This window comes from Rothia sp. HMSC066H02, from assembly GCF_001814995.1.
In the GTDB taxonomy this organism is placed as follows: domain Bacteria; phylum Actinomycetota; class Actinomycetes; order Actinomycetales; family Micrococcaceae; genus Rothia; species Rothia mucilaginosa.
In genome coordinates this window covers 1-4835 of record NZ_KV818675.1, presented here as the reverse complement: position 1 = coordinate 4835, position 4835 = coordinate 1, and the positions used below count along the sequence as shown (strand labels likewise).

General features: G+C 55.7%; 4 protein-coding genes. 2 read left to right on the top strand and 2 right to left on the bottom strand.

Going from position 1 to position 4835, the window contains the following annotated elements; genetic code table 11:
* Positions 1-307, top strand: a 307-nt coding sequence (locus HMPREF2999_RS09545; protein ID WP_210399536.1) for a hypothetical protein, incomplete at its 5' end; no start/stop codon positions are given.
* A gap of 404 nt (positions 308-711) precedes the next feature.
* Positions 712-879 carry a hypothetical protein gene (locus tag HMPREF2999_RS09390; RefSeq protein ID WP_157966984.1) on the top strand — a complete coding sequence of 56 codons (168 nt, stop codon included), beginning with the start codon at positions 712-714 and terminating at the stop codon, positions 877-879.
* Positions 880-1609: 730 nt separating this feature from the next.
* Here HMPREF2999_RS09390 and abc-f read toward each other — a convergent pair.
* The gene (gene abc-f, locus HMPREF2999_RS04200; RefSeq protein WP_005987409.1) at positions 1610-3079 is read right to left on the bottom strand and encodes a ribosomal protection-like ABC-F family protein; all 1470 of its coding nucleotides are present in this window, start codon (positions 3077-3079) and stop codon (positions 1610-1612) included.
* A 261-nt stretch (positions 3080-3340) separates the two neighbouring features.
* Positions 3341-4627, bottom strand: coding sequence for an MFS transporter (locus tag HMPREF2999_RS04195; RefSeq protein WP_005987410.1), 1287 nt, complete (start codon positions 4625-4627; stop codon positions 3341-3343).
* Positions 4628-4835 lie beyond the last annotated feature (208 nt).

Here is a 4835-nt window from a genome sequence, read left to right as displayed (position 1 = left end):
ACAAAACGATTACACCACTCCACAGGACTTGACCGCCTGTCAAGAATCGAGCATCGGTAAGGGCAATCCTCTCTGGCCATTCGATTCCTTTTGTATCTTTGGTTGCATAGGTGACCCGCCAGGGCTATTACGCGTGGAAGAGGCGCCTGCCGAGCTGGCCGATGAGGCGCTGAAGATGGCCCTGGTCAGGCGAAACGATCCCAAGGGATGCGTACATCATTCGGATAGTAAGAATGTTGCCAGCAGGTTTTGCGGCAACCGCAAAGGAGCCGTATCCTGCAGCTGGAATCACGTTGCAGCATCCTGACCCGCATTCCGATTGGCGGACGGCCCGCTTCGGCATCCTGACCAGCACAGCGATCGAGCCTTGTCATTCCTTGGATATGCCGGTTGCTCGGGGCGGTCCCGACGGAGGCCCTCGCCTCCCCGGTCCGTGACCCAAGAAGGGCAAGCATGCTGATCTGCATGGCTGGTTCCTCCTTTATGTAGACGACCATGCAAAGAAGGGACAACCGAGGAGGCAGGTTACTGATGCGGGCTCCCGCACGCCCATGACTACCCGACGGGCTGTTTTTCATCTCCGATGCCCGCATTGCAGCATGAACGAATGTGCCTCGACATCTCTGCTGGCATGGTACGACTGGGATCGCACCTCGACGCATCCTTGCGCATACTGCCTTCCAAGTTTCGAAACCGGGAAGGAAAGTGTATGTGAGCGACGATATCGGCGCCGATTCGACGCTCGAGAGGGAGATTGCGCCGATTCTATCCATCGGGGATGCATTCCCGAAGATTCTCATCACTCGCACGAGGCATGAGCCCCATACCCGGGAGGGCGTGCTCGTGCTGAATTTCGCGAGGTGGCTGCTTGGCGGGTAGGGTTCTGAACGTCGCATTGGGATATCGCGCGACAGGGCACGCAGGGCTGTTTGTGCCCGCACGGGAAACGCCGTCGCCATGCGGGCGGCCTGTCGTGTCCGATTAGCCTTTTGCTAAACAGGCTTACGCCAACTCATGGGCAAGCCACCTGAGACTATTCACTTTGCTTATCGTTGACAAAGACCTGTGGCCTGCGGTTTTGTGAACGGCTCGTAAGCCACCCGCGTCGACTCACTTACTGTTGAAGCTGGTGGTTTGCAGGCTCAAAGGCGGTTGAGTTTCAAAACGGGCGTTTTTCGGCGATATCGAGCCTCCAAAGGCGGCTCTCCGTGCCCCTTGGGACAAAAATAAAAACTCAATACTCTGAGTTTGAAAATGGTTTTTGAAGTTGTCCCAGCTTTTGTCCCCGAAGCCGATGAAACACGACATAGTGTTACTTGGCGGCACTCGGTTTGAGACGGCATCGAAAACTGAGGACAACTGGAATGTCGGGACAGTAAAACTGAAGCCATCGAGTGGGAGTAGGCCGATAGGGTTCTGACCTGCGATTTTGAGTGCCGCACTGTGCCGCTGAGTTTCGTTTCGTACGAGAGTCATGACAAAGCCACCAGCGACGGAGATGAGTAAAAGCGATTAAAGAGCCTCCGTTCCCTGCGTTGGGACGGAGGCTCTTTCTTTGCCGTTTTACTCCCTTGTCTCCGTTCGGGGATTATTTCTTGCTCATTTAGGGCTATTCGCGCTGAAAGATTTTGACTAGCTTGGTGTCCTTTATTTCGTAGACAATGTCTGCGACGTTCTCGACCAGCCTCTTATCGTGGGAGACGAACACTATCGTTCCGGCATAGGCGCTCATCATCTGCTCGAGGGCTTCGGCGCTCTTGATGTCCAGGTAATTTCCAGGCTCGTCCATGAGCAAGATGTTGTATCTGCCCAGCAGCATCTTCGCGAGTAGCAGCTTGATGACTTCGCCTCCCGAGAGAACGCCAACGTCCTTTGTCAGGTCGCGCGGTCCGATTCCCATAGAGGCGAGGATGCCTCGAATTTCGGTCATGCTGTACTCGCAACCATCCTGCATGAACGAGATCGCAGACTGACGGGCGTCGAACTTGTAGCCTGTTTGCTCGAAGTAACCGATCTCTGCCTTGGGAGAGATGTTGATACCGTCGGCGCGTCGAGCGATTGCCTTCAGCAGGCTGGTCTTTCCTGTACCGTTGCCACCGGTGATGGCCACTTTGGCACCGAGCGGTATCTCGAATTTCGCGTGGTCATAGAGCATGCAGTTGCCGAAGCTCAAGCTGAAATCGTCTGCCGAGATGGGAAATTTACTATGCAGTTCCAGGGCCTTGCTCTGGCGGAACCGCACGGCGCGAATGCTATCTGGGGCCTCAATCCCTTCGAGCGCTTCGAGGCGCTTCTCCATGTCCTTAGCCGCCTGGTACATCCTCTTCTGTTTGGTGCCGGTTGCTTTCTGATGCCCCAATCGACCTGCATACTCGTTGCTTTTTTTCGCAGCCTTCCGCTTGGCGTCGACCTGCCGTGCTTTTTTCCGTTGTTTTTCGATGGCGGCTTCGAGGCGATCGCGCTCGCGCATCGCCTCTTCGTATCGAGTCGCCTGAGCTTTGCGCTCTTCTTCTTTCTGTCGCAGATAGTCGGAGTAGTCACCCCAGAATTCGGAAATACCGCCGTCTTTGAGCTCCCAGATCTTGTCTACCACCTGGTCGAGAAAATGACGGTCATGGCTCACGATGAGCAGAGCCCCATCAAATGCCTTGAGTTGTCCGACGAGAAGGCGGATGCCGTCTTGGTCGAGGTGGCTCGTAGGCTCGTCGGCGAAGATCGCGCTTGCATGCTGGGAGAGTGCAGAGGCAATCTTGGCGCGTGTTTCCTCCCCGCCGCTCATCGTCTCCTGCGCCACTCCGGCGACGTTGAGACGGGAGAGCATCTCACCACTGTCCTGAGCCGCATCAAGGTCGAGTTCATCGAGTTGGCCGATGAGGGCAATGCTGCCGAAGCGCCTGACGTCGGCGTCCGCAATGGTAAGATTGCCGCTCAGAATTTTAAGCAGGCTGGTTTTGCCTGCGCCATTGTCTCCCACCAAGCCGATGCGATCGTAGGAGTAGATTTCCAACTCTTCGATATCTAGGATATCGCGGCCGGCATATTCCAAAAAGATGTCTTTAGCTTTGACTATGAGTTCCATAGGTTGAACCGCCTTTTGTGTATTAGCGTTTTACTGGAAGCGCAGCCATGCCAAAAAAGATTGCTCACGTCGATTTTTCGCCTTTGCCCAATTGCCGGCGCGAGCGTTTTGACCTTGCGCAAGCCGGCAAATCCGAAAATGATAGTTGGCGACGAATAAGGAGCGCGATGCGGAATGTCGGTGCAATACCTCGTCGTCGCAAGGGCTTGAAGGCTGACGCTTGAACCGATGGCTGCTGCCTCTTTTTTTCGAATACTTGGGCTATTGAATCTGCCCGGTATCTCTTTTCCCCGCGTTTCGGACGCTCGGAGCAAGCAGCATAGCCATCGCAAGCAGTACCATGGTCGCTCCAGAGCCGACGAACCATAACGGAGCTCCAAGCAGATCCGCAAAAACGGAGGGGGCTGCGAGGCCCATGGGCATGGCCCACGCCATGATGGTTCCGTAGAGGCCGAAAACGCGGCCTAGGTACTCAGGAGGTATCTGCTCCTGCATAAGGGCAGTCTGGGTTCCCGCGTACAACGGGGAGCATGCGCCCATAAGAAAGCTCACCGGCAGGAAAGCAGCGAACAATGACGGGCCGAGCGATCCGGATACGATTGCGGCAATGCCGAAGCCGGCAATCGCGGCGACCATGGTGAACGACCTATTGCGGAACCCTCCCGTGGCCGCCAAAATGCCGGACCCAGCCAGCATGCCTGCAGAAAAAAGGATTTCCACCAAAGCGGCATCCCCCGTGCTACCGCCAAAATGCCCCAAGGTCATTATTGGGAACAATGCCGCGAGCGGAGAGAACGCGAAAGCGAAGACGAACCCGCACCAAAGAAGGGCGAACAGCCCCCTGTACTCCCTAATCAGCTTGTAGCCGTCCGAAATCTCAGAGAAGAGCTCTCGAACCTTATTGGAAAAGGACAAGCTGCGGTCGGCTTCATCGAGGCCCCCTGCGTCTATCTGTGCGGCGAGGACGGCTAAAGAAGCGAAAAGCGCTCCCAGCACGTCGAGGACAATCATAGCGGTAATGCCCGCCACGGGATAAATCACTGCTGCAAGCGCGGCGCCAAGAATGTATCCGCCGGACTGAATCGCCTGAGTCACCCCCGATAGGCGAACGAGATGCTCTGGCGGGGCGAGATGGGGCGTGAGAGATTGGGAGGCTGGCGTGTAGAACGAAGTACCAACTGCACGGAGAAACAGGGCGATGAGAATTAGCCATGCAGGTAAGCTGCCGGCCAACGAGGCAATCGCCAAGGCGGCACCCACCGCGGCAATGAAGAGGTCGGCGCCGATGAGGACACGTTTCAAAGGCAGTCTGTCGACAACGGCGCCCGCAAGGATTCCGAACAAAGCAATCGGCAGAAAGCCTGCCAGCGATGCTAAGGAGAGGAGAGAAGACGACCCTGTCGTGAGGGCGAGATGCCAAATAAGACCCATTTGGAGAATCGAACTCGTCAATGTCGAAACGAGCTCCCCGCCCCATACGAAACAAAGCTTGAATTGCCATGAATGGCACAGCAGAACAGACCTGCCCCGAGAGGTTTCAAATATCATGGTTATGTCCAATCGTGAAATGGCGTGCAGAAAAACAGCGCGACGCCACAACAGCGCCGCTTTCTAGGCGCTCATCCACGTGCGGAAAAGACCAACCACGACACCCCTCCTTTGTTAATTCGGTCTGGCAAACCATGTAATATTAATATTAACGAGGCTTGAGTTTGCCTGTCAAGTAGCGTCCCGCATAGTGGTGTAACCGTGGGTG